The organism is Nannocystis exedens, from assembly GCF_002343915.1.
Taxonomy (GTDB): Bacteria; Myxococcota_A; Polyangia; order Nannocystales; family Nannocystaceae; genus Nannocystis; species Nannocystis exedens.
On the sequence record NZ_NETK01000002.1, the window covers coordinates 289542 to 313215 of the forward strand.

The 23674-nt window shown below is 72.6% G+C and carries 22 protein-coding genes; 9 read left to right on the top strand and 13 right to left on the bottom strand.

Annotated features, from left to right (window positions below; translation table 11 throughout):
- Window positions 1–40: 40 nt before the first annotated feature.
- Window positions 41–802, bottom strand: coding sequence for a hypothetical protein (locus NAEX_RS45160; protein ID WP_096334129.1), 762 nt, complete (start codon window positions 800–802; stop codon window positions 41–43).
- A gap of 47 nt (window positions 803–849) precedes the next feature.
- Between NAEX_RS45160 and NAEX_RS45165 the strand changes: the two genes are divergently transcribed.
- Window positions 850–2748, top strand: a complete 1899-nt coding sequence (locus NAEX_RS45165; protein WP_096334130.1) for a serine/threonine-protein kinase — start codon at window positions 850–852, stop codon at window positions 2746–2748.
- On the top strand, window positions 2732–3406 hold the full coding sequence (locus NAEX_RS45170) for a hypothetical protein (RefSeq protein ID WP_143140189.1): 675 nt from the start codon (window positions 2732–2734) through the stop codon (window positions 3404–3406). The genes NAEX_RS45165 and NAEX_RS45170 overlap by 17 nt, the downstream gene beginning before the upstream one ends.
- Window positions 3407–3840: 434 nt before the next feature.
- On the opposite strand, the gene NAEX_RS45175 is transcribed toward NAEX_RS45170, so the two are convergent.
- Window positions 3841–4959, bottom strand: coding sequence for a DUF4215 domain-containing protein (locus NAEX_RS45175; protein WP_245914009.1), 1119 nt, complete (start codon window positions 4957–4959; stop codon window positions 3841–3843).
- A 260-nt stretch (window positions 4960–5219) separates the two neighbouring features.
- On the opposite strand from NAEX_RS45175, the gene NAEX_RS45180 reads away from it, so the two are divergent.
- Window positions 5220–7082, top strand: a complete 1863-nt coding sequence (locus NAEX_RS45180; protein ID WP_143825773.1) for a protein kinase domain-containing protein — start codon at window positions 5220–5222, stop codon at window positions 7080–7082.
- Between the two features lie 262 nt (window positions 7083–7344).
- Here NAEX_RS45180 and NAEX_RS51750 read toward each other — a convergent pair whose 3' ends face one another.
- Genes NAEX_RS51750 through NAEX_RS51760 form a run of 3 tightly spaced genes read right to left on the bottom strand, consistent with a single transcriptional unit; the run spans window position 7345 to window position 8564 of the window.
- Window positions 7345–7995 carry a hypothetical protein gene (locus tag NAEX_RS51750; protein WP_096334133.1) on the bottom strand — a complete coding sequence of 217 codons (651 nt, stop codon included), beginning with the start codon at window positions 7993–7995 and terminating at the stop codon, window positions 7345–7347.
- 33 nt (window positions 7996–8028) lie between these two features.
- Window positions 8029–8358, bottom strand: a complete 330-nt coding sequence (locus NAEX_RS51755; RefSeq protein ID WP_170136577.1) for a YkgJ family cysteine cluster protein — start codon at window positions 8356–8358, stop codon at window positions 8029–8031.
- A gap of 5 nt (window positions 8359–8363) precedes the next feature.
- Entirely contained in the window at window positions 8364–8564 is a 201-nt protein-coding gene (locus NAEX_RS51760) for a hypothetical protein (RefSeq protein ID WP_170136578.1), read from the bottom strand.
- A gap of 91 nt (window positions 8565–8655) precedes the next feature.
- Here NAEX_RS51760 and NAEX_RS45195 point away from each other — a divergent pair, with 91 nt between their 5' ends.
- Together NAEX_RS45195 and NAEX_RS45200 are read left to right on the top strand one after the other, a co-directional pair.
- Window positions 8656–9096 (top strand): J domain-containing protein, encoded by a 441-nt coding sequence (locus NAEX_RS45195; protein WP_096334134.1) that lies wholly within the window; start codon window positions 8656–8658, stop codon window positions 9094–9096.
- A gap of 248 nt (window positions 9097–9344) precedes the next feature.
- A complete protein-coding gene (locus NAEX_RS45200) occupies window positions 9345–11540 on the top strand; it encodes a S9 family peptidase (RefSeq protein WP_096334135.1) in 2196 nt (731 codons plus the stop codon).
- Window positions 11541–11669: 129 nt separating this feature from the next.
- Here NAEX_RS45200 and NAEX_RS45205 read toward each other — a convergent pair whose 3' ends face one another.
- Window positions 11670–12509 (bottom strand): hypothetical protein, encoded by an 840-nt coding sequence (locus tag NAEX_RS45205; RefSeq protein WP_096334136.1) that lies wholly within the window; start codon window positions 12507–12509, stop codon window positions 11670–11672.
- Window positions 12506–12709, bottom strand: a complete 204-nt coding sequence (locus NAEX_RS45210) for a hypothetical protein (protein ID WP_096334137.1) — start codon at window positions 12707–12709, stop codon at window positions 12506–12508. Before NAEX_RS45210 ends, NAEX_RS45205 begins: the two co-directional genes overlap by 4 nt.
- Before the next feature lie 297 nt (window positions 12710–13006).
- On the opposite strand from NAEX_RS45210, the gene guaB reads away from it, so the two are divergent.
- From guaB to NAEX_RS45230, 4 genes are all read left to right on the top strand, one after another.
- Window positions 13007–14473 (top strand): IMP dehydrogenase, encoded by a 1467-nt coding sequence (gene guaB, locus NAEX_RS45215; RefSeq protein WP_096334138.1) that lies wholly within the window; start codon window positions 13007–13009, stop codon window positions 14471–14473.
- 8 nt (window positions 14474–14481) lie between these two features.
- Window positions 14482–16026 carry a glutamine-hydrolyzing GMP synthase gene (gene guaA / locus NAEX_RS45220; protein ID WP_096334139.1) on the top strand — a complete coding sequence of 515 codons (1545 nt, stop codon included), beginning with the start codon at window positions 14482–14484 and terminating at the stop codon, window positions 16024–16026.
- Window positions 16027–16170: 144 nt separating this feature from the next.
- Window positions 16171–17205, top strand: a complete 1035-nt coding sequence (gene ruvB / locus NAEX_RS45225) for a Holliday junction branch migration DNA helicase RuvB (RefSeq protein ID WP_096334140.1) — start codon at window positions 16171–16173, stop codon at window positions 17203–17205.
- 294 nt (window positions 17206–17499) lie between these two features.
- Window positions 17500–19101 carry a hypothetical protein gene (locus tag NAEX_RS45230; RefSeq protein WP_096334141.1) on the top strand — a complete coding sequence of 534 codons (1602 nt, stop codon included), beginning with the start codon at window positions 17500–17502 and terminating at the stop codon, window positions 19099–19101.
- Window positions 19102–19110: 9 nt separating this feature from the next.
- Here the strand turns inward: NAEX_RS45230 and dapF are convergent, their stop codons facing one another.
- The 6 genes from dapF to NAEX_RS51765 all read right to left on the bottom strand — a co-directional run bounded on the left by dapF (window position 19111) and on the right by NAEX_RS51765 (window position 23672).
- Entirely contained in the window at window positions 19111–19953 is an 843-nt protein-coding gene (gene dapF, locus NAEX_RS45235; RefSeq protein ID WP_096334142.1) for a diaminopimelate epimerase, read from the bottom strand.
- A 3-nt stretch (window positions 19954–19956) separates the two neighbouring features.
- A complete protein-coding gene (secG, locus tag NAEX_RS53565; RefSeq protein ID WP_143140188.1) occupies window positions 19957–20691 on the bottom strand; it encodes a preprotein translocase subunit SecG in 735 nt (244 codons plus the stop codon).
- 12 nt (window positions 20692–20703) lie between these two features.
- Window positions 20704–21519, bottom strand: a complete 816-nt coding sequence (gene tpiA / locus NAEX_RS45245) for a triose-phosphate isomerase (RefSeq protein ID WP_096334143.1) — start codon at window positions 21517–21519, stop codon at window positions 20704–20706.
- A complete protein-coding gene (locus NAEX_RS45250; protein WP_096334144.1) occupies window positions 21491–22723 on the bottom strand; it encodes a phosphoglycerate kinase in 1233 nt (410 codons plus the stop codon). The genes tpiA and NAEX_RS45250 overlap by 29 nt, the downstream gene beginning before the upstream one ends.
- Before the next feature lie 120 nt (window positions 22724–22843).
- Window positions 22844–23062 (bottom strand): hypothetical protein, encoded by a 219-nt coding sequence (locus NAEX_RS52605; RefSeq protein WP_143140187.1) that lies wholly within the window; start codon window positions 23060–23062, stop codon window positions 22844–22846.
- A 247-nt stretch (window positions 23063–23309) separates the two neighbouring features.
- Complete coding sequence (locus NAEX_RS51765) at window positions 23310–23672, bottom strand: PilZ domain-containing protein (RefSeq protein WP_170136579.1); 363 nt, start codon at window positions 23670–23672, stop codon at window positions 23310–23312.
- Window positions 23673–23674 lie beyond the last annotated feature (2 nt).

Here is a 23674-nt window from a genome sequence, read left to right on the forward strand (position 1 = left end):
TGTCCGAGGTCCGTGCGGACCCGCTAGCGGTTCCCGCGGCTCATCCGCCCTGGGCGGCCGGCAGGCGCGGCGGGGCGGCCCGCTTGGCGGCCCGGGCGACTTTCTCGCGCAGCGGCTCGGCGAGCGCCTCGATGTCGTCGCGCAGGGCGCCGAGCTCCTCCTCGAGCCGACGCACGCGCTTCTCCGGGAGGCCGTCGAGGTCGGGCAGCAGCTCGGCGAGCTTGCGCGCCGCGGCCGAGGCCTTGTTGAGCAGGTCGAGCTTGTCGGCGCCCTTGGGCCGCGGGTGCAGCACGGGGTCGAAGCGCTTGCGCAGCTCGGCGACCGGCTGCCCCTCGTCGAACACGGCCGACTTGAGCTCGGTGAGCACCTCGGGGGCGTGCGGGCGCGCAGGCGCGCGGCGCGAGGGCGCGGGCTCCTCGTCGCCGCTGGGATCGTTGGCCGGACCGTCGCCGATCGCGCGCGAGAAGTAGTCGATCGCCTCGACGGTCGGGATCGTGCGCGCGACGCCGTCCCACTCGAGCACCTCGGGGGCGTGCCGCTGCACGGTCGAGTAGCTGACGGTCAGCTTGTCGACCGTGGCCTTCTTGAGGGTCAGCTCCTGCGCGCAGTAGGCGTGGAAGTCGTCGTAACCCCAGCGCTCGTAGGCCCGACCGGCGCGCACCTTGATGAGCGCCTCCGCGAGCTCGATCCACGAGCGCTTGAAGCGCTGGGTCCGCCGCACGACCTCGAGCCGCTGCGCGTCCCCGCCGGTCCGCTCGAGCAGCTCGGCGAGGTCGTCGATCTTCTTGGTTCCCTTGGACACCGGGGCTCCTATATCACCCGGGCCGCGCCCTTTGGTACCGTGGCCGGGTGGCCCCGGACGCACAGGCGCTGGCGACGCTGGTCCAGCAGACGCCGCCGGAGCCGCAATCCGCGGCCGTGCGCCTGACGCGGACGGCGCGGGCGGACTGGCAGCCGGCCGAGGCCGATCCCCCGCTCCAGGCCGGGGCGGTGATCGACGGCCGCTACCGGGTGGTGACGGTCATCGGCGAGGGCGGGATGGGCCGCGTCTACGAGACGGAGCACCTGTTCCTCCGCCGCCGCCTGGCGCTCAAGCTGGTCCGCCGCGACGCGGGCACCGGCGAGGCGGCGAAGCGGCTGCTGCAAGAGGCGGTGCTGGCCGGCAAGGTGCCGCACGCGACGGTGGTGCCGGTGTTCGACTGCGCCGCCTTGCCCGACGGCCAGGTCTACGTGGCGATGGAGCTGCTGCGCGGCGAGAGCCTCGAGGAGGCGCTGCTGCGGCCGCAGCGGGCCGAGGACGTGCTGCGCTGGCTGGCCGAGGTGGCTCGCGGGCTGGCGGCGGCCCACCGCGCCGGGATCGTCCACCGCGACGTGAAGCCGGCCAACCTGTTCTTGGCCCGCACGAACGACGGATCGGTGCAGCCGCGGATCCTCGACTTCGGCATCGCCAAGCTGCTGCCCGGGCTCGCCGGCGAGGCCGGCGCCGTGGTCCAGACGCAGGCCGGCGCGCTGCTCGGGACGCCGTTCTACATGGCCCCCGAGCGGATCCGCGGCGAGACCGGCGACGGCAGCGCGGACCTCTACGGGTTCGGCGTGATCCTCTACGAGGCGCTGACCGGGCAGGTGCCGTTCCTCGGCGAGGGCTTCATGGAGATCGTCGGCCGCCACCTGCGCGAGCCGCCGCTCGACCCGCGACAGGCGGCCCCCCAGCGGCGGATCCCCGACGCCCTCGCCGAGCTCGCGCTGGCCCTGCTGCGCAAGGAGCCGCAGGCGCGCCCGCGCGACGGCGACGCGGTGGCCGCCGCGCTGCTGGCGGTGCTGGAGCGCGAGCCGGCGACCGTGGCGGCGCTGCGGCTCGGGGCGGAGGCGCCGGTGTCGGTAGAGGCGGCGACGCAGGCGATCGAGGAGGGGTCGACGCAGCGGCTCGAAGGACAGGTCGTGGCGGACATGTCCGGAGAGACAGCCGCGTTCGAGGGCGGCCCGGGGGACATGTCCTCGGGGGCAGGGCAGGGGACGGCGCGCTCGGGGTCGTTCGCGGGCGGCGAGGCGCGGGCCAGCGCGACGGCCGTGACGCTGGCGCCGGGGCCGGAGCCGGCCGCGGACGCGCCGGGGCCGCGCTCGGCGGAGAGGTCGGCGGGGACGGGCGCGGGGGCGCGGGCGGGTCGGCCCTCGCTGTCCTCGGGGACAGGCGAGGCGTCGACCGCGGACGGCGCGGGCGAGCTGTCCTCGGAGACAGGCGGGGAGCCGCTGGCGCCGACGAACGCGACGCCGGCGGCGCGTTCGGACATGTCCCCGGGGGCAGATCGAGCGGCGAGCAGCCTGCGCGCGGCGGCGCTGGTGCTGGCGTGTGCGGCGGGGGGGCTGGTGGCCTGGGTGCTGATGCCGCGCGACGAGGTCGGGGAGGCCGGGCCGGCGGCGGTCGAGGCCGCAGCCGCGAGCCCGGGGCCGGGCGCGCCGCTCCCGGTCGCTCCCGCGGCCGATCCGGTCGGGTCGACGGGGGAGGCGGCCGAGGCGAGGCCGGCCGATCCGTCGGCGACGGCCGTGAGCGGGTCCCCGGCGACCGGAGGAGGGCCCGAGACGCCGGACGCGGCGACCACGGCCCCTGCGGCCGAGCCCGAGGCGAAGGCGGCCCCGGCGGCCTCGCCGTCGAAGAAGCGGGGCAAGAAACCGCCGCGCAAAGCTGGTACAACCGAGCCGGGTCCGCGCGAGCCAGGGCCGAAGATCAAGACCGATGTCTACGACGAGTGAGACCCCGGGGTGCCAGCGTCCGCGAGCGGCGGGCTGGCGACGCGCGCTGGTCGGCGCCCTCGTGTTCGCGCTGGCGCGCCCGGCCGCGGCGGCTCCGGGTGCCCCCTCCGAGGCGCCGGCGACCGTCGACGCGGCGCTCGCGGCGGGGGACCTCGGGACGGCCCGCGCGCTGGCCGAGAAGGCCCGCGAGGCCGATCCGAGCGCCGACAACTGGCGCCGTGAGGCCGAGGTGTGCCAGCGCCTGGCCGACTACGCGTGCGCCCGCGCGGCCTGGAAGGGGCACCTGGCCGCCCTGCCGAAAGGGGCCGACCGCGAGGCGGCCGAGGCCCAGCTCGCTGCGCTCGAGGACATGTCCCGGGGGACAGTCGCCGACGAGGCGCCGTCGACCCACCGCGCGGCGCTCGACAAGGCCCGCGCCGACAAGGAGGCCGGTCTGCGCCCCAAGCCGGCCGTCGCCGAGGGGCCGAAGCCGGCGCCGGTGAAGCGCGAGCGGATCGTGAAGAAGTGGTACTTCTGGGTGACGACGATCGCCATCGCGGCGGCGGCCGGGGCGATCACCGGCATCGCCATCCAGGCCGCCCGCGACGAGCGCGCCGACGACCTCGACGAGGGCGCTCGCCTGCGCGTCCAGCCCGAGGGCCTCGGGCTGCGGTTCTGAGGCACCGGGAGCCTTGGTTCCGCAGGGGGGGCCGGCAGCGCGCTCGGTCGGCCCGCGGCGGGTCGGAGCTCCGCGCCGAGCGGGCGGAGGCCTCCGGGGTGGGCTGTCCGGAGGGACAGGAATTGCGCGAGGCGTGATATGTCCTGAGAGACAGGTTACGCGAGCGGCGTGGTCGGCCGGAGATGTCCCGAAGGACAGGATGAGCGCGAACGGGCGTAGCGACAGCGAATTCGGGGGTCCGCGATCCGCATGTCTTCAAGGACAGGTTGATGTTGGCGGGCCCGCGCCCGCTCGGACGCGGGGGCCAGCCGACTGCGGGGGCGCCGCCACGGCTGGGCCCGCTGGCCGCGGGTGTCTCGAGGGACATCTCTCCCGGGGCGAGGCGATCTTCGGCGCCGGGTGTGACCGATCCGACGACGCGCGGTTTCGGGCGGCTAGTAGACGGCGCCGTGGAGGGTGAAGCGCAGGCGCATGAGCGAGAGAGCGCCGCTGCCGCCGGAGGCGAAGATGCGCAGGCCCTGGAACTCGTTGTTGTCGACGATGCAGGTCTCGAGGTCGACGCCGGTGCTGTGGATCGACCAGTCGTTGGCCATCGTGCCGGTGGCGCCGCACTTGTTGAGCTGATTCTGCACGGTGAACGTCACCGACGAGCCGACCGAGTAGCTGCGGCCCTGGACGCACACCGTCGCGTAGTCGTAGGTGAGGCCGCCGATCCCGAACATGATCTGCAGGGCGCCGTTGCCGTCGACGATCGCGACCCGGCCGATCTGGTCGTCCTCGACCTCGACGTTCTGATAGATGTCCCACACCTCGGGCCACGACTCGCCCTGCGGCGCCCAGTCGGCCTCGCCCCAGCCGGGGGTGGGCGAGTAGGTCCAGTCGGGGTTGGTCGAGGTGAACGCGCTGCTGTAGTCGATTTCGAGCCAGACGCCGTCGGACGGGAAGCCGCACGGGTCGGTCGCGGGCGCGGGCGTGGGTGTGCAGTCGTTCTCGCAGCCGTCGCCCGGGGTCTTGTTGCCGTCGTCGCACTGCTCGCCGCCCTCGACGTCGCCGTCGCCGCAGACCGGCGGCGCGGGCGGTCCGCACAGGCCGGCCTGGCACTCGAGGCCGGGGTCGCAGATGTCGGACTGGCCGCAGGGACAGCCGTCCTGTCCGATCGGACAGGGCTCGGCGGTCGTGCCGTCGCCGGCGGTCGTGGTGCTCATGCCCTCGCCGGTGGTCGTGGTCGTCGCGTCGCTGGCGGCCGTGTCGCCGCTCGTGTCGGTCGCCGAGGTGCCGCTCGCGGGCTCGCTGGTGCCCGTGGTCGAGGTGCCGCTGGCGTCGCCCTCGCTGCTGTCACCGGACGGCGCGTCGGTCGTCGCGTCGGTCGCCGCAGTCGCGGACCCGGCGGATGTGGTCGGTGTCGGCTCGGATGTGGCGGAGTCGGACGTCGCCGCGCCGGTCGAACTCGGGGCCGTGACCGAGGTGATGCCCGCGGAGGCGGTCGTCGGGGTGTCCGAGGGATCGCCGCAGGCGGCGAGGAGCAGGAGCGGTCCGAGGCGACGCGGGCGCATGGCGGCGGAGGATAGTGGGTGGCTCCGGGGCAGGCGAGGGGTCGAGTGCGGGGTTTGCACCAGACGGGTCCCCGCCCGGCGCAGCACTTTGGTCGCGCGCAGCGGGTCCATGCTACGTTGGGTCGCACGACGACACGCGGGCGCGGGTCCGATCTCGCGCACGGGAATTGCTTTACGGGCCTCCGGGCCCGACCTGCGCCACGGCCCGCGAGGCCTCCACGCTTCACGGGCCTGAATTCGCCTACTGCACCGAGGGCACGATGCCGGTTAAGAGATCCATCCCCGCATCCGGGACAGACGCCCTGATCGGCCAGACGATCGGCAGCCACTACACCCTGCAGCGCGTCCTGGAGCGTGGGCCGCGGGTTCAGGCGTTCCTCGCCACCCACCGCACCATGCACCGCACCGTCGTCGTCCAGCTGCTCGCGGCGGGGTGGATCGACGGGTCGCCCGCGGCGGTGCGCTTCGACGAGCAAGCCAAGGCGCTGGCCACGCTGGAGCACCCGAACATCGCCGCCGTCCACGACCACGGGCGCGAGTCGGGGCGGGTGTGGGTCGCGGTCGAGTACGTCGAGGGCGAGACGCTGGCCGACTACGTGCGGCGCATGGGCCGGCTGCAGCTCGAGGCGTTCGTGCCGATCGCCGCGCAGGTGCTCAAGGGGCTCGGCGGCGCGCACGTGCGCCGGATCGTCCACGGCGATCTCAACGCCGACCAGGTGATGCTGGTCGAGGAGCAGGGCCGCGCCAACTACGTCAAGCTGCTCGACCTCGGGATCGCGGCGCTGTTCGAGTGGCCCGAGGGCAGCGACGAGGAGGCGCCAATGGTCGGCGAGCCGGCCTACCTCGCGCCCGAAGTCATCATGAACAAGCCGGCCGACGCGCGCTCCGACGTGTACGCCGTCGGCGTGCTGTTCTATCACATGCTCACCGGCCGGCTGCCGTTCGAGGGCGACAGCCCGCGCGACGTGCTGCACAAGCACGTCAACGCCAAGCCGACGCCGCTCGAGACGGTGCTGCCGCCCGGCCACGGCGTGCCCGACGAGCTGATCCACCTGATCCACGACTGCCTGGCCAAGAACCCCGACAACCGGCCGGCGGACGCCAACGAGATCGTCGAGCGGATGATCGACTGTGTGCCGGCGGCGATGTTCCGCCTGCCGGTCGCGGCCCCGCGCAGCCGCGGCAAGGACAACCTGTCCCGCGGGACAGGTCCCAGCGACGCCGAGGCGGCCCAGGACCGCGCCCGCTCGGCGACCCTGGCCGCCGCCGTCGAGGCCAGCGGCACCCACCCGATCCCCGTCATCGAGCCCCCGCCGGCCGTCGTAACCGCCGAGGCGCCGAGCTCCGGCGGCAGCTCGGGCTGGATCTTCGCGCTGCTGGCGATCGTCGGCGTGGGCGTGGGCGTGTACTTCTACCTCGAGAGCCAGAAGCAACCGCCGCTGCCGCCGCCGATCGCGGCCCCTCCGCAAGACGTCCCGCCGCCGCAGAGCGCCGCCGGGCTGGCCAAGGCGCAGGAATTCGAGGCCGCCGGCAAGCTGCAGGAGGCGCTCGCGGCCTACGAGGTCGTGCTGGTCACCGACCCGACCAACGCCCAGGCCAAGGAGCGGCAAGCTGCCCTGAAGGCCATGATCCAAGAGGCAGAGGCGAAGGGCCAGCTGCCGCCGCCGGACACGAAGACGGACACGCCGCCCGACACGAAGGTCGAGGCGCCGCCGGACACGAAGGTGGAGACGCCGCCCGAGACGCCGCCGGACACGAAGGTCGAGACGCCGCCCGACACCATAATCGAGACGCCGCCGCAGCCTGCCGGCCCGGTGGCGATCAAGGTCGACGCCACGCCCAAGGCCGAGGTGCTGGTCGACGGCGTGTCGAAGGGCAAGACCCCGCTGACGCTCGAGCTGCCGCCCGGGCCGCACCAGTTCGAGTTCAAGGCCAAGGGCTTCGAGAACCACCTCGAGACGCTCGAGGTCGCGGCCGACGGGCAGAAGGAGCTCAAGGCCAAGCTCAAGCGGACCGACCGCAAGAGCTTCCGCGACGAGGAGAACGCGGCCTCGGAGCAGCTCGACCCCGAGGAGGGCGTCGGTACCAACATCGAGATCACGCGGCCCAAGAAGGGCGGCTGAGGCTCGCGCGCCGCCCCGGCGCGGCAGCGCGACAGGTCGCGGCGCGCTGCGACCGGTGAAGACGGACCTGGCGAAAGAGACAGGTCCGCATTTTTGTGCGCGATCCGCAGAAGACCGGCCAGGACAGGCCAGGCCTCGTCGCGCTCGTCGTCCAGCGATCGACCGCATTCGTGCCGCTCGGCGAGCGACGTGCCGCGAGGCCGGTGTCCGGGGTCGCCAGTGAGCTGGCGAAAGGGACAGGTCCGTCGCCGCCGCCTGCGGCTCAGTCGGCGCGCAGGACGACGATCCGCAGCGGCTCGCGCTCCCCGCGGTGCTCGAAAATCAGCACGCCCGCCGGCCCGAGCGCCTCGGTCGAGTCCTTCACCGCCCACGCGCCCGCCACCTCCAGCGCGACGGCGAAGTCGGGCCGGCGGAGCACGGTGAGGCGCTGCTGGTCGCCGCCGGCGGCGAAGCGGGCGCCGAGCCGCTGGATCCCGCGGGTGTCCTTCGGGACAGTTTGCAGCACCCGGCCGTCGCGCCCCAGCAAGGCCACCTCGGGCCCGCCGAGCCGCACGTAGCCGTCGCCGGCCGGGTCGCGGATCAGCGCCTGGTCCTGCGCCAGGGCGTGCTCGTGCAACGTGGCGCCCTTGCGCAGGTCGAGCCAGGCGTAGGTCGGCGTGTGGACGTACGCCAGGAGGTCGTCGATTGCCTCGCCGGGGGTGATGGCCACGCGATCGGGTGGCAGCTCGCGACGCCAGCGCGGCTTGCCGGTGACCACGTCGCGCAGCTCGACCCGCAGCTCGCGCTCGGAGCGGCGGCGGACCAGCAGCAGGCCGGGCGCGACCAGGCGGGCGGCGCTGCTGAACCGCTCCGTCTGGCCCCGCCACTCGGCCCGCCACTTGATCTGTCCGGTCGAACATGTCCACGCGACCATGCACCGCCCGATCGTGTCGCACCGCCGCGAATTTCACACCCGGAGTCCGCGGCTCCGGCGGTAGCGCTGGCACAGGTCGCCGCCGGCCTCGACGCTGCGACACGGCGTCGGCCGCTCGCGATAGATCTCACAGCGCACGCGCGCGCCGATCCGCCCGCGCAGCGCGACGCAACGGCCGTCGGGGTGGAGCCGCAGGTGCGCCGCGCCGTCCTCGTCGCGGACCACGAGCTTGCGCACCAGGTCGGGGCGGCGCCACAGCGGCGCGCCGGGGTCGACCTCGATGTACTGCGAGAAGCCCTCGGACTGGTTCTCCGGGGTGTTCTGACAGCAGGCGCCGCAGCTCAGGCAGTCGTAGCGGGCCACGGTCGTCAGCCTCGCTCCGGCAGGCGCGCAGGGGACAGCAGGCGCGCGGGTGCGGCCGCGCTCGCCGGCGCGACCTCGGCCGTCTCGCCGCGGCAGCACTCCTCGAGGTTGGTGCCGCAGCGGAGGCACTGGCCGTGGCCGTGGACCCACACCAGCGCGAGTGGTTGACCGCACCAGGGGCAGCGCCTGTCGCACACCGGTTGCACGCGCGGACGGTAGCGTCGTCGCGCGGGCTTGTCGACCCGTCGGCGGCCGAACCCGCGCCGCGCGCCGCGGCGTGTGGCAAGATCGCCGCGCATGCCCGCGTTCGTCGATCACTACCGGGTCCTGGGGGTCGCGCCGTCCGCGTCGGAGGCGGAGATCCGTCGAGCCTTCCGCCGCGCGATGCACCATCACCACGCCGATCGCCACCCGCACGACGCAACTGCCAGCGAGCGCATGCGGTCGATCGTGACGGCCCGCGACGTGCTCTGCGATCCGCAGCAGCGGGCCCGCTTCGACCTCTCGCGGGCCGGTCAGCCCGCCCCGGAGGTGCCCGTCGATCCGCTGTTCCAGGCCGCTGCCCGCGCGTGGGGGCAGGCGCCGCCGCCGAGCCCGCCGGTCCCGCCTCCCGCGCCGACGTACGGCTGGGGCGCGGCGGTCGTCGCCGGCGCCGCCGGCCTCGCCGCCGCCCTCGGGCTGTCGCTGCTCGCGGCTGCCGGCGTGGCGCAGTCGGTCAAGACCCGCAGGCAGCGGTGAGCGGTGGGTGTCCTCGCGGGCATGCTCTCGCGGACAGGCAGCAGCGACGAGGGCGCGGCGCGCGAGCCCGACGTGTTCTGAAGGGCATGTTCTCAGGGACCTGTGCAAACGACCAGGCCAGGCGGACCGCCCGCCGCCGCGGCTCGCCGCGTCGCCCGACGCGTCGCCTCGCCCGCCCGGGAGCGCCGGAGAGCGGCGTTCGCTGCATAATTTCCCGGCGCGCGCCGGCGCCCGTATAGTCTGGGGCAATGGTGCGCGTTCGCCCCCGATTTCGAACCATCCTCGGTTTTTCCACCCTCGCCGTCGCCTGCGGAGGCACGCGCGAGCGGGTCATCCGCGACTGTCCGCCCGCGGCTGCGCCGGCGCCCGAGACCCCGGCCGCCGAAGTACGCCCCGCCGCGCCCGAGCCGTTCGTCGACCAGGTGATCGCCCCGCCGGGGCAGCACCCGTTCTCGGTGCTCGACCTGCTCGCGTTCGATCGGATCAGCGACCCGCAGGTCGCGCCCAACGGCAAGAAGGTCGCGTTCGTGCTGCGCAAGACCGACCTCGAGAACAACCGCGGGCGCAGCGACATCTACGTGATGGGCCTCGACGGCTCGGGGCCGATCCGCGTCACCTCCGACCCCGACAACGAGTCGAGCCCGCGCTGGGCCGGCGACAGCGAGACGCTGTACTTCCTCGGCAAGCACGAGGGGACGCAGCAGGTGTTCCGCGCCGCCGTCGGCGAGACGCCGACGCGGGTCACCGACTTCCCCGTCGACGTGAGCAGCATCGTGCTCGACGACGCCGGCCACCTGCTGTTCTCGGCCGAGGTGTTCCCCGAGTGCGACGCGGCGCCGGAGGGCTCGCTGGCGTGTACGGCCGCGCTGACGCGCGAGCGGGCGCGCAAGGACCACGGCACCGGCATGGTCTATCACCGCCTGTTCGTGCGCCACTGGGACGAGTGGGAGGACGGTCGCCGCGCGCAGCTGTTCGCCTGGACGATCAGCGGCGGCGGCGGCCAGCCGGTCCACCTCTCGCGCGGCATCGACGGCGACGTCCCGTCCAAGCCGTTCGGCGGGGCCGAGGAGCTGACCATCACGCCCGACGGCAAGGGCGTGGTGTTCGCCGCCCGCGTCGCCGGCCAGACCGAGCCGTGGTCGACCAACTTCGACCTCTTCTACGCCCCGCTCGACGGCTCGGCCGCGCCGAAGAACCTCACCCAGGGCAACCTCGCGTGGGACACCCGCCCGGCCTTCTCGCCCGACGGCAAGACCCTGGCCTACACGGCGATGGCCCGCCCGGGCTACGAGGCCGACCGTTTCAGCCTGGTCCTTCGGCCATGGCCGGAAGGACAGCCGAAAATTCTCACCGGCGGCTGGGACCGCTCGGTCGAGGAGTTCACGTGGAGCGGCGACGGCAAGACGATCTACGCGGCCGCCGACGACATCGGCCGGCTGTCGCTGTTCGCGGTCGACGTCGCCACGGGGGCCGCGCGCGAGCTGATCCGCGGCGGGGCGATCCACGACGTCCAGCGCGTCGGCGACCGCCTGCTGTTCCTCCGCAACGACCTCGCGCACCCCGACGAGATCTACACCGCGGGCCTCGACGGCAAGGCCGAGCCGCTGTCGCACGTCAACGACGCCAAGGTCGCCGCGGCCGACGTCGGCGTGGCCGAGCAGTTCAGCTTCCCCGGCCACAAGAACGAGACGGTGTACGGCTGGGTCGTGCGCCCGCCGGGGCTGGCCGAGGGCGCCAAGGCCCCGGTCGCGTTCCTGATCCACGGCGGCCCGCAGGGCTCGTTCAGCGATCGCTGGAGCTACCGCTGGAACCCGCAGACCTACGCCGGCGCCGGCTATGCGGTGGTGATGATCGACTTCCACGGCTCGACCGGCTACGGCCAGGCCTTCACCGACGCGATCCAGGACGACTGGGGCGGCGCGCCGCTCGTCGACCTGCAGAAGGGCCTGGCCGCCGCGCTGGCCCGCTACCCGTGGCTCGACGGCGACCGCGTGTGCGCGCTCGGGGCCTCGTACGGCGGCTTCATGGTCAACTGGATCGCCGGCCAGTGGCAGGCGCCGTTCCGCTGCCTCGTCAACCACGACGGCGTGTTCGACAACCGCATGATGTACTACGCCACCGAGGAGCTGTGGTTCCCCGAGTGGGAGCACCGCGGCCCGTACTGGCAGTTCACCAAGCAGCACGAGGCCCACAACCCGGCCAACTACGTCGACCGCTGGCGCCTGCCGATGCTCGTCATCCACGGCGGCAAGGACTACCGGATCCCCGAGACCCAGGGCATCGCCACCTTCACCGCGCTGCAGCGGCGCGGCGTCCCGAGCCGCTTCCTCTACTTCCCCGACGAGAACCACTGGGTGCTGAAGCCGGCCAACAGCAAGGTGTGGCACGACAACGTGCTGGCCTGGCTCGACACCTGGCTGCGCGCCCCGGCGGCCGCGAAGTAGGCTGTCTCATCGGACAGGTCGACGTGTCCGAACGCGCAGGTCGCTCAGCCTGCGCGTTCGGACATGTCATTGTGTCCGAAAGGACAGACGCCTGGCCTGCGCGTTCAGACGGTCGAGCCGACGGCCCGCTCAGGCGCGGCGGGCCGCGCGGGCGGCCGCGGCCGGGCCGGACACGCGCGGCGGCTTCGGGGCCAGCAGGGTCGCCTGGATCAGCGCCGCCGCGGCGAAGCAGCTGAACGCGAGGGCGCCGATCAGCTTGGCGGTGGTGTCGGTGAGGTCGGTCTGCGCGGTCTTGCCGGTGGCGACCAGCCAGACATCGACGACGAGGAAGGCGGCGCCGCCGAACGCCATCAGCAGGTAGGGCAGGGCGATGCTGCCGCCGACGATCGGGCGCAGCAGCCACACGAGGTAGAGGCCGCCGGCGAACACGAACGCGTCGGACAGCGTGCTGATCCCGCTGGTGATCGCCCCGGCCCAGGCGTCGCTGGTCGAGGGCATGCCGCGGCTGGCCAGCTCGAACACGTTGTAGGCGATGAACGCCAGCCCGGCGAGGGCGAGCGAGCCGACGACGAGGAGGGCCCGGGCGCGGGCACCACCTGTCCGTTCGGACAGCAGCTCGGAGCCGCCGAGCACGCGCCCGAAGCCGATGATCGAGCCGGCGAAGAAGATGTTGCCGAAGATCAGGAGGATGTTCTGCAGCTGGACGCCGGCGATCGACCAGCTCTGCCAGGTGGCGATCCGGATCAGCGGGACCACGGCCATCGCCAGCAGCAGGACCGTCCACGGCCGCCGCGGCGGGTCGCCCGCGCTGAAGCGGTACACCACGAAGGCGCACAGCGCGACCACGAGGACCTCGATGCCGCGCTGCCAGGCGTCGCCGGCGCCGGCGCCGTACGACACCTCGGCGGCGTAGCGCCCGCCGACGGCGAGCAGGCAGAACAGCAGCCCCAGTCCCCGCGGCGTGTTCACGAGGCCTCCTCCGCGCCGAGGTCGGCGAGCACGCGGACCGTGACCTCGTTGCCGATCAGCGTCCGCAGCATCGGCCGCAGCGTGGTCTGGGTCACCTCGAGGTCGTCGAGCCCGAGCTCGGCGGCGTCCTTGCCGGCCCGCTTGCAGATCATGGCCAGCGCGCGCTTCGCCGTGTGCGGGCCGAGCAGCGGGGTCAGCACGCTGACGACGCGCTCGGCGAAAGGGCCATCGATGGGCTGTACAGGCGGCACAACCGACGCTCTGGGGACGGCGCCGACCACGGCGCCCAGGGTCGATGGAGCTTATCGCACCTTGTCGTCGCGCGATCGCCGAGGTCGCCAACGGATCACGACTCGTGCGCCGTGCCGCCGTGAGATTGATTCGTGATCGTGCGTGCGCAGGAGCGGCGCGCGAAGTCGTCAGGTAACGCACGCCTTCGCGCATGCGCGCGCAGGGTCGCGTTTAGTAGTCTCCCGCCACCTTTCGAGGGAGCAGGTATGGCTGCGATCGAGATCCGCGAGGCGCTGACGTTCGACGACGTGCTGCTCGTGCCCGGCTACAGCGAGGTGCTGCCGGCGCAGGTCGAGGTGCACAGCCGGCTGACGCGCGACATCACGGTCAACATCCCGCTGGTCTCGGCGGCGATGGACACCGTCACCGAGGCCGCGACCGCGATCTGCATGGCGCGTCACGGCGGCCTCGGCGTGATCCACAAGAACCTCACCCCCGAGCAGCAGGCTCAGGAGGTGCGCAGGGTCAAGCGCAGCGAGAGCGGCATGGTGGTCGACCCGATCACGGTCACCGCCGAGCACACCCTGCGCGAGGCGCTCGCGCTCATGCACGCGCACGGCTTCTCGGGCCTGCCCGTGGTCGAGGGCAAGCGCCCGGTCGGGATCCTCACCAGCCGCGACGTCCGCTTCGAGACCAACCTCGATCAGCCGGTCGGGCGCGTGATGACGCGCGAGCCGATCTGCGTGCCCCAGGGCATCGCCCTCGAGGACGCGCTGGCGCTGCTGCACAAGCACCGCATCGAAAAGCTGCTGGTGGTCGACGCCGCCGGCACCGAGCTCCTCGGGCTCATCACCGTCAAGGACATCCGCAACGCCCAGACCCACCCGCACGCGATCAAGGACTCGAGCGGGCGCCTGCGCGTCGGCGCGGCCGTGGGCGTCGGCGCCGACACCGAGGCGCGCGCGCAGGCGCTCGTCCACGCCGGCGTCGACGTGCTCGTCGTCGACACCGCGCACGGCCACTCGAAGGGCGTGCTCGACACCCTGCGCGGGATCCGTCGCAGCTTCCCGGGCCTGCAGATCATCGCCGGCAACGTCGCCACCCCCCAGGGCTACCGCGCTCTGGTCGAGGCCGGCGCCGACGCCGTGAAGATCGGGATCGGCCCGGGTTCGATCTGCACCACGCGCGTGATCGCGGGCGTCGGCGTCCCGCAGATCTCCGCGATCCTCGAGGCCGCCGAGGAGGCCAAGAAGCTCGGCGCGCCGATCATCGCCGACGGCGGCATCAAGTACTCCGGCGACGTCGTCAAGGCGCTGGCCGCCGGCGCCGAGACGGTGATGATCGGCTCGCTGTTCGCCGGCACCGACGAGGCGCCCGGCGAGCTCGTGCTCTACCAGGGCCGCAGCTACAAGGTCTACCGCGGCATGGGCTCGCTCGGGGCGATGAAGGCCGGCAGCAAGGACCGCTACTTCCAGGGCGGCGTGTCCGACGAGCGCAAGCTGGTGCCCGAGGGCATCGAGGGCCGCGTGCCGCACCGCGGGCCGCTGGCCGAGAGCCTCTACCAGATCGTCGGCGGCATCCGCTCCGGCATGGGCTACTGCGGAGCCGCCGATCTCAAGGCGCTGCGCGAGGGCTCGGTGTTCCGCAAGATCACCGCGCAGGGCCTCCGCGAGAGCCACGTGCACGACGTCATCATCACCAAGGAAGCCCCGAACTACCGGGTGGACGGATAAACGGCAAAATGGCCCATCAGACCCTCGTCGTCCTCGACTTCGGCTCGCAGGTCACCCAGCTGATCGCCCGGCGCGTGCGTGAGCTCGGGGTCTACGCGGAGATCCTGCCGTACCACACCTCCGCCGAGAAGCTGGCCGCGCGCGCGCCCAAGGCCATCATCCTCAGCGGCGGTCCGTCGTCGCTGTACGACGAGGGCGCGCCGCGGCTCGACCCCGACGTCCTCAAGCTCGGCGTGCCGGTGCTCGGCATCTGCTACGGCCTCTACCTGATGGTCGCCGGCTTCGGAGGACAGGTCGACCGCGCGACGCGACGCGAGTACGGCCCGGCCACGCTGACCGTCACCCGCCCCGAGGGCCCGCTGAAGCGCCTGCGCGCCGGCGATCGCCTCGGCGTGTGGATGAGCCACGGCGACCGCGTCGTCTCGCTGCCGCCTGGTTTTCACAACCTCGCCTCGTCCGACAACTGCGAGCACGCCGTCGTCCTCGACCCCGAGCGCAAGCTGTGGGGCGTGCAGTTTCACCCCGAGGTCACCCACACCGAGCGGGGCGACGAAATCATCGCCACCTTCCTCGACGCCGCCGGCTTCGCCCGCGACTGGAGCGCCGCGCGCTTCGTCGACGAGGCCGTCGCCGCGGTGCAGGCCCGCGTCGGCACCTCGGGCACCGTGATCTGCGGCCTGTCCGGCGGCGTCGACTCCTCGGTCGCCGCGCTGCTCGTCGAGCGCGCCATCGGCGAGCGCCTCCACTGCATCTTCGTCGACAACGGCGTGCTGCGGAAGGACGAGCGCGAAGACGTCGAGCGGATGTTCGCCGGCCGCCTGCACAACAAGCTGATCGTCGCCGACGCGCGCGAGCGCTTCTTCTCGGCCTTGCAGGGCGTCACCGACCCCGAGGTCAAGCGCAAGCGGATCGGCGCCACCTTCATCGACGTGTTCGAGGAGGAGGCCAAGAAGCTCGGCGGCGCCGACTTCCTGGTCCAGGGCACGCTCTACCCCGACGTGATCGAGAGCGTGAACCTGCGCGGCGCCTCGGTCACCATCAAGACCCACCACAACGTCGGCGGCCTGCCCGAGCGCATGCGCATGGGCGTGGTCGAGCCGCTGCGCGAGCTGTTCAAGGACGAGGTCCGCCGCCTCGGCCTCCTGCTCGGGCTGCCCGACGACATGGTCTGGCGCCACCCGTTCCCCGGCCCCGGCCTGGCGGTGCGGGTCCTCGGCGAGGTCACCCCGGCGCGCTGCGACCTGCTGCGCGAGGCCGACGCGATCATCATCGAGGAGATCCGCAAGGCCGGGCTCTACCGTCAGCTCTGGCAGGTGTTCGGCGTCCTGCTGCCGGTCCAGAGCGTCGGCGTGATGGGCGACGGCCGCACCTACGAGAGCGCGCTGGCGATCCGCGCCGTCAGCAGCACCGACGCGATGACCGCCGACTGGGCCCGGCTGCCCTACGAGCTGCTGGCGACCATGAGCAGCCGCATCATCAACGAGGTCCGCGGCATCAACCGCGTCTGCTACGACATCAGCAGCAAGCCGCCCGCCACCATCGAGTGGGAGTGACCCCCGGTGGCCGCGGGCCGGCCGCTCGGCTATCGTGGTCCCACCATGCGCGTCCCTCACGATGACGGCCCGCCGCCGCCCCCGCGTCCGCCCAAGGGCCGCAAGCGGCCCGGCGAGCGGGCGGCCGAGGCTGGCGCATCGGACATGTCGCAAGAGCCAGGCCGTGCCGCCCTCTCGCCGACGGTCGCGGGCGGCGAGGCGGGCGAGAGCCTCTCGCTGCGCCCGCAGAGCCTGGCCGAATACGTCGGCCAGGCCGCGCTCAAGCGCAAGCTCGAGGTGTTCGTCCGCGCCGCCCGCGGCCGCGACGAGCCGCTCGACCACACGCTGCTCCACGGCCCGCCCGGCCTCGGCAAGACGACGATGGCCCACATCCTCGCCCACGAGCTCGGGGTGCGCCTGCACCTGACCTCGGGGCCAGCCATCGAGCACAAGGGCGTGCTCGCCGGCCACCTCACCGCTCTGGGTCCGCGCGACGTCCTCTTCATCGACGAGATCCACCGGCTCGCGCCGACGGTCGAGGAGAGCCTCTACTCGGCGATGGAGGACGGGCGCATCGATCTGCCGGTCGGCGAGGGCACGCGCGCGCGCACGATCGGCTTCGAGCTGGCGCCGTTTACCCTCATCGGCGCCACCACGCGCACCGCCCTGCTCAGCGGGCCGCTGCGCGACCGCTTCCAGATCATCGAGGCCATCGAGTTCTACGGCGACGATGAGCTGGCGGCGATCGTCTGCCGCACCGCCTCGATCCTCGGCGTCCCGGTCAGCGGCGCCGCGGCGCTCGAGATCGGCCGGCGCTCGCGCGGCACCCCGCGGATCGCCAACCGCCTGATCCGCCGCGTCCGCGACTTCGCCCAGGTCCGCGGCGCGCGCTCGATCGAGCTCGCCGACGCGACCGCGGCGCTGCTCGAGCTCGGGATCGACAGCGAGGGCCTCGACATGCTCGATCGCCGGCTGCTGACGATGATCGTCGAGAACTTTCGCGGCGGCCCGGTCGGCGTCGAAGCCCTCGGGGCCAGCCTCGGCGAGCCGCGGGACACGCTCGAGAGCGTGGTCGAGCCGTTCCTGCTGCAGCGTGGCTTCCTGCTCCGCACGTCACGCGGGCGCGTCGCCACCATGAAGGCCGCGCGTCACCTCGGCCTCGAGCTCCCGCCCGGCTGGCAGGGCGCGCTCGATCTGTAGGAGCGCCGTTCATCGGCTCGCGGTGGCACGAACCATCGTTCGCGTCGCAAGTGACACCGCCAGGCGCGCCGGCGAACACGCGAAAACCGAGATGTAGGGCCTCTTCCTGACGAATTGCGCGTGGTGGGTGCGATCGCCCCCAGGCGTCGTCGCCCGTGCTATCCTGGCGGACGAGTTGGGCGAGGGGGTTCGTAGAACATGAGAGTCGAGCATTGGTTGGCGAGTGGCTGTGCGTCGCTGCTTCTCTGGGCGTGCGCCGACGACGGCGCGGGGGGGTCGTCGGCTTCGAACACGATGGGAAATTCGGGCACCGGGGTCACGGGCGTCACGAGCGAGGGGACGGCCGGCACGGCCGGCACCACCGACGAGCCCGACACCGGCGGCTCGGAGGGCTCGGGCTCGGCGACCGCTAGCGGGACGACGGCGCCGACCACCGGCGAACCGACGTCGACCACGGCGGGGCCGACGAGCTCGACCACCGCCGAGCCGATGACCGGCACCGCGAGCACCACCAACGGCCTGTCCGAAGGGACATCCGAGGGCACGAGCGAGGGCACGACCACCGACGGCCTCACCGACGGGACCACCTCGACCACGACCGGCCTCGTGCCGGGCGTGTGCGGTGACGGTCAGCTCAACGTCGGCGAGGAGTGCGACAACGGCCCGGACAACGGCCCCGACGCCGCGTGCAGCGAGGAGTGCCTGCTCGACAAGTGCGGCGACGGCAAGGTCGATCCGGGCGAGACCTGCGACCTCGGGCCGGACAACGGGCCCGACAACGGCTGCTCGGTCACCTGCGACATCCTGCCGACCTCGTGCGGCACTCAGGAGGCCGAGGCGGAGCTGATCCCGAAGCCGGTCGACATCATCATCACGATCGACAACTCGGGCAGCATGGGCAACGAGATCGTCGGCGTCCAGGACAACATCAACGTCAACTTCGCCCAGATCATCGAGGCCAGCGGCCTCGACTACCGCGTGATCATGGTGTCCCGGTTCGGCAACGACACCGCCGAGAGCGTGTGCATCGAGGCGCCGCTCGGCGGGATCCCGCAGGGCGGCTGCAACAACCCGCCGAACGCGCCCGTCAACGGCGACCGGTTCTTCCACTACAGCATCGAGATCGGCAGCCACAACTCGTGGTGCCGGCTGCTGCAGACGCTGAACGGCAACACCGACGACGAGTACGGCTTCGCGCCCGAGGGCTGGCAGAAGTGGCTGCGCCCCGACGCGTTCAAGGTCTTCCTCGAGCTCACCGACGACGGCGTCGAGTGCTCGTACAACAACATCTCCTACGACGACAACAACAACGTCAACAGCGGCCTGACCGCGGCCACCAAGTTCGACGAGCGGCTGATCGCCGTCGCGCCGCAGCACTTCGGCGACTCGAAGGAGAACCGCAACTACAAGTGGTACAGCATCGTCGGCATGGCCTACAACAACCCGCCGGACGAGCCCTACACGCCGATGGACCCGATCGTCACCGGCGAGTGCCCCACCGCCGCCGACAACGGGACCGGCTACCAGACGCTGAGCAACATGACCGACGCGCTGCGCTTCCCGCTGTGCGACACGAGCAAGTACGACGTCGTGTTCCAGGCGATCGCCAACGGCGTGGTCGCCGACGCCAAGATCGCCTGCGACTTCGAGATCCCGCCGCCGCCCGAGGGCAAGACGCTCGACGAGGACTCGATCGTCGTCGAGTTCACGCCCTCCGGTCAGATGAACCCGCTGCTGCTCGGCAAGGTCCCGGGCATCGACCAGTGCGACTCGATGTCGTTCTACGTCGAGAACGGCAAGGTCATCCTCTGCCCCGACGCCTGCGACCTGGCGCAGGACGACAAGGACGCGACCCTCAAGGTCGAGTTCACCTGCGACCCGCTGATGCCGCTGTGACGCCGAGGTTCACGCGGCGGGCGACGCCGCGGGGACCTCGACCTCGCCGACGAAGGCGACCCGCGCCGGCCCGGTCATGAGGATCGAGCCGCCGGCGCGGTCCTGTCGCAGCACCAGCGGACCACCCGGCAGCCGCACCACCACGTCGCGAGCGTGGGGCGCGAGGCCCTCGGCGATCGCGGCGGCCAGGGTGGCGCACGCGCCGGTCCCGCAGGCCGAGGTGATCCCGCAGCCGCGTTCCCATACCCACAGCGTGATGCTGCCGTCGGCCTCGACGCGGGCGAACTCGACGTTGGTGCGACCGGGGAACTGCGGGTCGCGCTCGATCGAAGGACCGTCGCCGCGCGCCAGCGCCTCCGGATCCTCGGAGGTGACGAACGCGATCGCATGCGGGTTGCCCATCGACACCGCCGCGAACGAGCGGTCGCCGACGCGCCGCGGGCCGAGCAGGTCGGGCGGGCCCATGTCGATCGCCACCTGCCCGGAAGGACATGTCCCGGGGTAAAATTCCCGCACCGCGCACGGCTTGGGGCCGGCGTCGGTGTCGATGACGAGCCGGCGGACCGCGCCGGCGACCGCCAGGGCGACGCAGCGGAGGCCGTTGCCGCACATCTCCGGGCGCGAGCCGTCGTGGTTGACGACGATCATGGTCGCCGCGGCCTCGGCGGTGCGCGGCGGCCCGACCACGAGGATCCCGTCGCCGCCGACGCCGAGGCGCCGGTCGCAGAGGGCAGGGGCCGCGGCGCGGAGGCGGGCCACCAGCGCGTCCAAAACCGCCGGTGAGGCGTCACGACGGTCGAGCAGCAGGAAATCGTTGCCGAGGCCCTCGACCTTGGCGAAGCGCTCCAGCATCGCTCAGGGCGCCTCGGCCGCCTCGGGCGTCGGGGCCTCGGCTGCCGGGGCGGGTGCGGGGACAGGCTTGCTGGCCTTGCGGGGGGCCTTGCTCGGAGCCTTGGCGGGAGCAGCCGGAGCGCCTGCGTCGGCCGGAGCGGTGGCACCCGCGGGGGCCTCGGCGGGGGCGGCATCCGCCGGTGCTGCGGCGGCCGGGGTGCCGGAGTCGGCCCCAGCCGGCGCCGCGGAGTCGGCCGCGGCAGCCGCGCCGGAGTCGGCCGCCGGAGTCGGCTCGGCCGGAGCCTCGGCATCGGCCGCCGGAGCGTCCACGGGCGGCGCAGCGGGCTCCTCGGCCGGCGGCGGGGTCGTGGCCTCGGCGGGCTCCGACTCGCCGGCCGACGGCGTGTACGCTGCGAGGTTGACCGGGTTGGGCCCGATCGCCTCCCAGTTGATCTCGCCGGAGGCGTCTTCCTCTGCAGGGGCCGTCTCCTCGCTGCGCTCCTGCAGGCGCTCCGACCCGGAGTGGCTGCCGGCGTACGCCAGGAACATCGCGAAGACCATGAAGCTCATCGCGCAGATCTGCGTAACCTTTGCCAAAACGTCGGAGCTGCCGCCCCCGCCGAAGACGCTCTGACTGGCCCCGCCACCGAGCGCCGTGCCCATGCCGCCGCGCCCTGCCTGCAGCAGGATGACCAGCACCATGAACAGGCACACCAGGATGTAGAGGACCGAGACGATGGTGACGATGATGTCGAACATGGAGAGCTCGGCTTAGCTGGCCTCGGCGACGAGCCGGACGATCTGCAGGAAGGCTTCGGCCTCGAGCGAGGCCCCGCCGACGAGGAAGCCGTCGACGTCACCCGCGGCCATGAGCCCGGCCGCGTTTCCGGGCTTCACACTACCACCGTACAGGATCGATCTGTCGGCGCCGGTCGCGCCATACTGCTCGGTGAGCCAGGTCCGGATCCTCCGGTGCATGGCCCCGGCATCGCGGGCGCTGGCCGTCTTGCCGGTGCCGATCGCCCAGACGGGCTCGTAGGCGATGACGAGGCGGTCCTGGAAGAGTTCAGGATCGACTCCAGCAAGTGAGGCGGAAAGCTGCGAAATCACGAAGTTTTCGTGATTGCCACTCTCGCGGATTTCGAGCCCCTCGCCGACGCACAGCACGACCCGCAACCCGCCCTGGAGGGCGCACAGGACCTTGCGAGCGATGAGCGCGTCGTCCTCGTGGAAATGCGTCCGGCGCTCGGAGTGGCCGATGATCGCGCCGTGGACGCCGACATCGGCGAGCTGGCCCGGGCCGACCTCGCCGGTGAAGGCGCCTTCTTCCTGGGCCGCGCAGTTCTGGCCGAACAGGTACAGCGGCCCGGCCGGGCGGCTCCACGGGGCGAGGGCGTCGAGCGCGACCATCGTCGGCGCGACGCCGATCTTGGTGCGCACCGGGCCCTCGAGCAGCTCGGGTGGGAGGCCGTCGACGATCTCCGTCGCCAGCAGCTCCGCCGTGCCGCGGAACAGGTTCTGCTTCCAGTTGCCGATCGTCCAGCGAACTCGTGCCACGTCACGCGCTCCGGTTCGTGAGCAGGACATCGATGCCCGGCAAACTGCCGCCGGACTCGATCATCTCCAGCGAGGCGCCGCCGCCGGTGGAGACGTGATCGATCTTGTCGGCCACGCCGCTGTCCTGCAGGGCCGCGACGCTGTCGCCGCCGCCGACCACGGTAAAGCCGCCGCAATCGGCAACCGCCCGCGCCACCGCGAGCGTCCCCTCGGCGAACACCGAGTTCTCGAACAGCCCCATCGGCCCGTTCCAGAACACCAGCTTGGCGCCGAGGATGGCCGCGCGGAACCGCGCAGCGCTGGCCGGGCCGATGTCGAGGGCCATCTCGTCGTCGCCGAGAGCGCCGCTCTCGACCTGGATCACCCGGGCCGAGGTCGCCTTGGTGCCGGCGCCGACGCGCAGGTCGGTCGGGAGCAGCACGCGCACGTCGCGGGCGCCGGCGCGGGTCAGCAGGTTCTTGCAGTCGGCGAACCGGTCGGGCTCGTGCAGCGAGGCGCCGACGGCCACGCCGGCCGCGGCGAGGAAGGTGTTGGCCATCGCGCCGCCGATCAGGATGCTGTCGCCCGGCCGCAGGCGCTCGAGGATCGCCAGCAGCACCGGCAGCTTGTCGCTGACCTTGGCGCCGCCGACGACGGTCACGAACGGGTGGTCGGGGTGGTGGATCACGCGGCCGAGCGCCTCGACCTCGGCCTGCAGCAGGAGCCCGGCGGCCTTGTCGGCGACGAGCTCCGGCACGCCGACGATCGACGCGTGCGCGCGGTGCGAGGCGCCGAAGGCGTCGTTGACGTAGGCGTCGCACAGCGAGGCCAGCGCCTGCGCGAAGGCCGGATCGTTGCGGGTCTCGCCGGGGTGCCAGCGCAGGTTCTCGAGCAGCACGATCTGTCCGGCGCGGGTGTCGTGCACCAGCTTGGTGACGCCGTCGCCGACGACCTCGTCGGGCAGCCGGACCTCGCAGCCGAGCAGCTCGGCGAGGCGGGCGCCGACCGGCTCCATCGAGTACTTCGGGTCAGGTGCGCCGTCCGGCCGGCCGAGGTGCGAGCCGAGGATCAGCCGGGCGCCGCGCTCCTGCAGCTTGCGGAGGGTGGGCAGGGTGGCTGAAATGCGGGTGTCGTCGCGGACCTGGCCGTCCTTCAAAGGGACGTTGAAGTCGACCCGAACGAACACTCGACGATTGCCGACGTCGAGCCGGTCAAGCGTGCTTATCGCCCGCGGAGCGTCTGCGGTAGTCGCCATGGCGGACCCATACCGACCCTCCGCGGGCAAGTCCACGCCGACAGGCGTGAGTTCTCAGGGCGCAGTCAGGGGCCAGGCGGACGACGGCCCCGACAGCCGAACAGAAATGCGTCGGGCCCGCTACTCGGCGGCCCAGCGGGCATCCGTCGCCTCGCGGACCTGGCGAAGATCGTGGCTCACCAGCTCGAGCAGCTCCGACGACAGCGCGACGATCTGCTCCGGCGTGTAGCCTTGCTCCCGCATCTGACGGAACAGGGAACGGGCCAGGATGCTGAGGGCGCGACGGTTCTCGGCGCGGGATGCCCCCTCGGGCGACGGTGCTTGAGCGACTGGGATCATGCGGCGTCCTTCTCGGCCAGGCCGCCCTGCAAGCCTCGGGCAGGGTTCGGACGATATGCCGTCAGCTCGGCAGAAGAGTCAATATTGGCGCACGGTTAGCGCAGTCACGACCGGCGGGCCGAGGCGCGGACTCGCAGCCCGTGCGCATCTGGATGCACGCCGACCGCAACATCGTCCTTCCCCGCGCGTGCACCCAGATGCACAGCGCGTCACGATCTGCACCCCCGCGCGCGCGCGCGCCGGGCGATCAGTTCGCGGCCGGCGTCGGCAGGTTGATCTGGCCGAACAGGATCTTGAGCAGCACATCGAACCGCTGCCACACGTCGGGGGTCGGCTGCGAGAACGCGACCCCGACCTGATATTGCCCCTCGGTCGGGGTCAACCACAGCACCTGCCCGAGCAGCGACAGCGGCTCGCTCATGCCCCACTCGAAGACGAGCCGCAGATGCGCGGTGACGTTGATGCCGGCGCCGACCGGATCGCCCACGACGCAACACAGGCCCGCCTCGGTGATGTCCCGGATCCGCCCCGAGATCCGCGCGCGCCCGGTGTCGAGCTCGACGGCGAGGTCACAGACGAAGCGATCGTTGGCGGGCCGCGAAACGCTCACGA

Excerpts from the sequence above, each read along its gene's own strand:
- NAEX_RS45170 (WP_143140189.1), top strand. The coding sequence starts at position 2,732 with ATGTCTACGACGAGTGAGACCCCGGGGTGCCAGCGTCCGCGAGCGGCG.
- NAEX_RS45175 (WP_245914009.1), bottom strand. The coding sequence starts at position 4,959 with ATGCGCCCGCGTCGCCTCGGACCGCTCCTGCTCCTCGCCGCCTGCGGC.
- NAEX_RS45180 (WP_143825773.1), top strand. The coding sequence starts at position 5,220 with ATGCCGGTTAAGAGATCCATCCCCGCATCCGGGACAGACGCCCTGATC.
- NAEX_RS51750 (WP_096334133.1), bottom strand. The coding sequence starts at position 7,995 with ATGGTCGCGTGGACATGTTCGACCGGACAGATCAAGTGGCGGGCCGAG.
- NAEX_RS45195 (WP_096334134.1), top strand. The coding sequence starts at position 8,656 with ATGCCCGCGTTCGTCGATCACTACCGGGTCCTGGGGGTCGCGCCGTCC.
- NAEX_RS45200 (WP_096334135.1), top strand. The coding sequence starts at position 9,345 with ATGGTGCGCGTTCGCCCCCGATTTCGAACCATCCTCGGTTTTTCCACC.
- guaB (WP_096334138.1), top strand. The coding sequence starts at position 13,007 with ATGGCTGCGATCGAGATCCGCGAGGCGCTGACGTTCGACGACGTGCTG.
- guaA (WP_096334139.1), top strand. The coding sequence starts at position 14,482 with ATGGCCCATCAGACCCTCGTCGTCCTCGACTTCGGCTCGCAGGTCACC.
- ruvB (WP_096334140.1), top strand. The coding sequence starts at position 16,171 with ATGTCGCAAGAGCCAGGCCGTGCCGCCCTCTCGCCGACGGTCGCGGGC.
- NAEX_RS45230 (WP_096334141.1), top strand. The coding sequence starts at position 17,500 with ATGGGAAATTCGGGCACCGGGGTCACGGGCGTCACGAGCGAGGGGACG.
- dapF (WP_096334142.1), bottom strand. The coding sequence starts at position 19,953 with ATGCTGGAGCGCTTCGCCAAGGTCGAGGGCCTCGGCAACGATTTCCTG.
- secG (WP_143140188.1), bottom strand. The coding sequence starts at position 20,691 with ATGTTCGACATCATCGTCACCATCGTCTCGGTCCTCTACATCCTGGTG.
- tpiA (WP_096334143.1), bottom strand. The coding sequence starts at position 21,519 with ATGTCCTGCTCACGAACCGGAGCGCGTGACGTGGCACGAGTTCGCTGG.
- NAEX_RS45250 (WP_096334144.1), bottom strand. The coding sequence starts at position 22,723 with ATGGCGACTACCGCAGACGCTCCGCGGGCGATAAGCACGCTTGACCGG.
- NAEX_RS52605 (WP_143140187.1), bottom strand. The coding sequence starts at position 23,062 with ATGATCCCAGTCGCTCAAGCACCGTCGCCCGAGGGGGCATCCCGCGCC.